Source organism: Streptomyces sp. NPDC051776 (assembly GCF_040681345.1).
GTDB lineage: Bacteria > Actinomycetota > Actinomycetes > Streptomycetales > Streptomycetaceae > Streptomyces.
The window spans coordinates 1-5,001 of record NZ_JBFAYQ010000115.1; the positions used below are offsets into that span (position 1 = coordinate 1).

2 protein-coding genes are annotated in these 5,001 nt (G+C 65.4%); one reads left to right on the plus strand and one right to left on the minus strand.

The features are described 5' to 3' along the window. Positions 1-182 precede the first annotated feature (182 nt). Positions 183-1,454, plus strand: coding sequence for an IS256 family transposase (locus tag AB0M26_RS31245; protein WP_365266287.1), 1,272 nt, complete (start codon positions 183-185; stop codon positions 1,452-1,454). A 244-nt stretch (positions 1,455-1,698) separates the two neighbouring features. Here AB0M26_RS31245 and AB0M26_RS31250 read toward each other — a convergent pair whose 3' ends face one another. Further along, positions 1,699-4,977 (minus strand): hypothetical protein, encoded by a 3,279-nt coding sequence (locus AB0M26_RS31250; RefSeq protein WP_365266290.1) that lies wholly within the window; start codon positions 4,975-4,977, stop codon positions 1,699-1,701. Positions 4,978-5,001: the final 24 nt, after the last annotated feature.

The following is a 5,001-nucleotide window of genomic DNA, read 5'->3' on the forward strand; positions in this document are numbered from 1 at the left end:
GCCGTCCTGCTACTTTCTGTCATGGCCTGCTTCGTCTCACACCCCAATGGCCCAACCGACCTCCCGCGGTGTCCAGGAAGTTGACGAAGAGGGCGAGCGTGTCTGAAAGATCGTGTAAGTCCGTGATGTGACAGGCTGGCCGGGGCTCGGCCTCGGGCCCTGGCCAGCCGGGACGGACGGAGATGACAGACCACGAAACCCCGGCCGCCGAGCCGGTCGAGGACGAGCTGGTGGACGATGTCGTCGACCGGCTTATGGACCGCGCCGACGCATCAGGAGCGGCCCTGCTGGGCGAGGGCGGGCTGCTGACCGAGATCACCCCAGCCGTGCTGGAACGGGCGCTGGATGCCGAGCTGACCGAGCACCTGGGCTATGAGAAGCATGACCCGGCCGGCCGAGGCTCGGGCAACAGCCGCAACGGAGCCTCGCCGAAGACCGTGCTGACCGGCGCAGGAGCGGTCACGGTGGCTGTTCCCCGCGACCGCAACGGGGCCTTCGAACCGAAACTGGTGCCCAAGCACGCCAGGCGCCTGGCAGGGTTCAACGAGCAGATCCTCTCGCTTTACGCACGTGGCATGAGCGTGCGGGACATCCGCTCTGATCTGGCCGCCATGTACGGCGTCGAGGTGTCACCGGACCTGATCAGCAAGGTCACCGACGCCGTCGCCGACGAGCTCGCGACCTGGCAGAGCAGGCCGCTGGACGCCATCTGGCCGATCATCTGCATCGACGCCCTGTGGATCAAGATCCGTTCCGGGTCGGTGGTCTCCAAGCCGGTCTACCTCGCTGTCGGGGTCGACATGGACGGCCGCAAGGACGTGCTCGGCCTGTGGGTCGGTGACGAGGGCGAAGGCGCCACCACCTGGATGACGGTGCTGTCCGAACTGCGCAACCGCGGGGTGGAGGACGTGTGCATCGTCGCCTGCGACGGCTTGAAGGGCCTGCCGGACGCGGTCACCGCGACCTGGCCCAAGGCCACCGTGCAGACGTGTGTGATCCACTTGATCCGCGCATCCCTGCGGTTCGCCTCGAAGAAGGACCATGCGGCGCTCGTGCCGGCGCTGAAGGCCATCTACACCGCACCGACTGAGCAGGCCGCCGAGCAGGCCCTTGCCGACTTCGCCAAAGGCGAGTTGGGCCAGCGTTATCCCGCAATCGTGCGGACCTGGCGGGCCGCGTGGAGCGAGTTCACCCCTTACCTGGCCTTCCCTCCAGAGATAAGGAAGGTGGTCTATTCAACGAACCTCATCGAGTCGATCAACGCCCGGCTGCGGAAGACCAGCCGCAACCGCGGGCACTTCCCCTCCGAACAGGCCGCGCTGAAGGTGCTCTACCTCGCCGTCCGCGAGCTGATCACCCCCAAGGCCCGCGATCTCAACCACGTCGCGGCACACTGGAAGAAGGCACTGAACCAGTTCTCACTCTTCTTCGAGGACAGGCTCAACGACCGATGAACCCCCAGGACTTACACAAAGATCCTTACACGCCCTCTCGGTACGGCGAAAGGGCCTGTGTCCCGATCGGCTGCTCGGGACACAGGCCCTGGGCCTTCTTGGGTTCCGTTCAACGAGGGGTCCTGGGCGGGGTTTCACCTGGCTAGGCCATTCGTGCCCCTCGGGGCGCTCTGCTTGCTTGCGTCCGGCGCGGGCGCTGAATCCGCGGTCCGGGTCCGTGTGGAGCGGCCGCTGTGCCGGGTGGTTACCGGTTGATCGTGGCGATGTTGGTGGAGCGGTCCTCGGCGACGCACTGGGACTGGGTGCGGCTGTTGGTGGTGGTGAGGGTGAGGTTGTTGGGGTTGGCGCAGTTGTTGTTCTGGCGGCCTTCTTGGGCGGTGTTCTGCTGGAAGAGGTCGGCTGTGGCGTCGCCGCCTTCTGCTTTGGTTCCTGCGCTGATGTCGGCGGTGTGGATGTTGGCGGAGCCGTCCACCGTCTTACAGGCCACGGTCGACCGGCTGCCGGTCAGGTCGACGGTTTCGCCGGGGAAGTTGGGGTTGGCGCAGTTGTTGTTCTGGCGGCCTTCTTGCGCGGTGTTCTGCTGGGTCACGGTGCCGGTTGTGGAGCCGCCTTCTGCGTGGGCGCTGCCGTTCTTAAGGAACGTTTTGCGGTTGAATGAGAAGTCTTTGTTCCCGCACCGACTCACTACCCGCGTGTCGCCTGAGACGTCTACATCTCCAAGGTTTGCGTTGGGATTATGGCAGTTGTTGTTCTGCCGGCCTTCCTGAGCGATGGTCTGCTGGAACACGTCGCTGTCGGTGCTGGAGCCGCCTTCGGCGCGGGCGCCACCACCCCTGATACGGATGTGCGTGCTGAACGAGGCGTCCTTGTTCCCGCATCGCGCTGCAACGCGGCTGTCCGTCACGTCGATGGATACGTTGTTGGGGTTGGTGCAGTTGTTGTTCTGCCGGCCTTCCTGCGCGACATTCTGCCCGCGCAGCGTGGCGTCTGCGGAGCCGCCTTCGGCGTGGGCGCCGCCGCCCTTGATGAGGGTGTGCTTGCTGAACGAGGCGTCCTTGTTCCCGCACCGTGCCCCGACCCGGCCCCCCGTCAGGTCGAGGGACGTTTGGTTGGGGTTGTGGCAGTTGTTGTTCTGGCGGCCTTCTTGGGCGGTGTTCTGCTGTTCCAGGGTGGCTGTGGTGGGGGGAGTTTCTACTCGGGCGCCGCCGCCTTTGATGCGGGTGTGTTTGCTGTACGAGCTGTCTTTGTTCCCGCACCGGAACGCTGCCCGGCTCCCCTCCGTCACCGTGATGTCCGAGTCGGTGTTGGGGTTGGTGCAGTTGTTGTTCTGGCGGCCTTCCTGGGCGGTGTTCTGCTGGCCTACGATGTCTGTGCTGCCGATTTCGGTGCGGGCGCCGCCGCCCTTGACCCACGTGTGCTTGCTGAAGGAGGCGTCCTTGTTTCCGCACCGGACCCCCATCCGGCCCCCCGTCACGTCGAGGTCCGAGCTGTTGTTGGGGTTGTTGCAGTTGTTGTTCTGGCGGCCTTCTTGGGCGGTGTTCTGCTGGAACACTTCGTCGGTGCTGGAGCTGCCCTCGGTGCGTGCGCCGCCGCCTTTGATGAGGGTGTGTTTGCTGTACGAGCTGTCTTTGTTCCCGCACCGCGCCCCCAACCGGCCGCCCCCGCGCACGTCGAGGTCCGAATCGTTGTTGGGGTTGTTGCAGTTGTTGTTCTGCCGACCTTCCTGGGCCACATTCTGCGTGATCAGTGTGCTGTCTGCGGGGCCGCTTTCGGCTCGTGCGCCGCCGCCCTTGATCCATGTGTGCTTGCTGAATGAGCTGTCTTTGTTCCCGCACCGGAACACCGCCCGGCTCTCCTCGTTCACGTCGAGGTCCGCGTCTGCGTTGGGGTGGTGGCAGTTGTTGTTCTGCCGGCCTTCCTGGGCGATGTTCTGCTGGATCACTTCGCTTGGGCTGGAGCCGCCTTCGGTGCGGGCGCCGCCGCTCTTGGCGAACGTGTGTTTGCTGAATGAGTGGTCCTTGTTCCCGCACCGCGCCCTCAACCGGCCGCCCCCGCGCACGTCGAGGTCCGAATCGTTGTTGGGGTTGTTGCAGTTGTTGTTCTGCCGGCCTTCCTGGGCGATGTTCTGCTGCTCCACAGTGGCGACCGTGCCGGAGCCGCCTTCGGTGCGGGCGCCGCCGCTCTTGGCGAACGTGTGTTTGCTGAATGAGTGGTCCATGTTCCCGCAACGTCCCTTGACCCGGCCGCCGCCATCCACGGTGACGTCCGAGCTGTCGTTGGGGTTGTTGCAGTTGTTGTTCTGGCGGCCTTCCTGGGCGATGTTCTGCTGCTCCACATCAGAGCCGTCGCCCGTACTCGAGCCGCCGTCAGCTCGCGCGCCGCCGCTCTTGGCGAACGTGTGTTTGCTGAATGAGTGGTCCTTGTTCCCGCACCGCGCCCCCAGCCGGCCGCCCTCATCCACATCGACGTTCGAGTCATTGTTGGGGTTGTTGCAGTTGTTGTTCTGCCGGCCTTCCTGGGCAATGTTCTGCTGCTGCACATCAGAGTCGACACCTGTGGTGGAGCCGCCGTCGGCTCGCGCGCCGCCACTCTTGGCGAACACGTGTTTGCTGAATGAGTGGTCCTTGTTCCCGCAACGTCCCTTGACCCGGCCGCCGCCCTCCACGGTGACGTCCGTGTCTGCGTTGGGGTTGTTGCAGTTGTTGTTCTGCCGCCCTTCCTGGGCGATGTTCTGCTGCTCCACATCGGCAAACGCCTCTGCAGTGGAGCCGCCGACAGCCCGCGCGCCGCCGCTCTTGACGAACACATGTTTACTGAGCGAGCGGTCCCTGTTCCCACAACGGAACGCCACCCGACTCCCCTCGCTCACGTCGATGTCCGAGTCTGCGTTGGGGTCGTTGCAGTTGCTGTTCTGCCGACCTTCCTGCGCCACACTTTGCTGGAACACGTCGCCTCCACCAGAGCCGCCCTCGGCTCGGGCCCCACCACCCTTGACGAACGTGTGCATGCTGAAGGAAGAGTCCTGGCCTGCGCAGCGGCCCTCCACCCGGCTGCTGTCCACCTCGATGGGCGAGGCGTTGGGGTTGCTGCAGTTGTTGTTCTGCCGACCGTGCTGAGCGATGTTCTGCTCGGCCAGGGTCGCGGCCGATGTGCCGCCTTGGGCGTGGGCGGGGCCGCCCTGGATGCGGGAGAACGCGGTCAGAGAACCATCGGCGGTCACACACCGTCCCGCTGCCCGGCTGTCGGTGAGCGAGATCTCCTCATCCTCTGTGTTGGGGTTGTTGCAGTTGTTGTTCTGCCGGGCGGACTGTGCGATGTTCTGCTGGAAGAAGCCCGCGCCGGTGGCGGATCCTCCCTCCGCCCGCGCCTTCGCCCGCCCCCCATGGGCAGGGCCCTTGTCGGCGCTCTTCGCCTTCCCGCCATGAGCGGGGCCGTCCGCGTATGCCGCCCCAGTTCCTGCTACGCCCCATCCGCTGACTGCCAGGACCAGCATGGTGGCTGTCGCGATCTTGTGTGCCCGCACCTGGGTGCCTCCCTTGCGCCTATG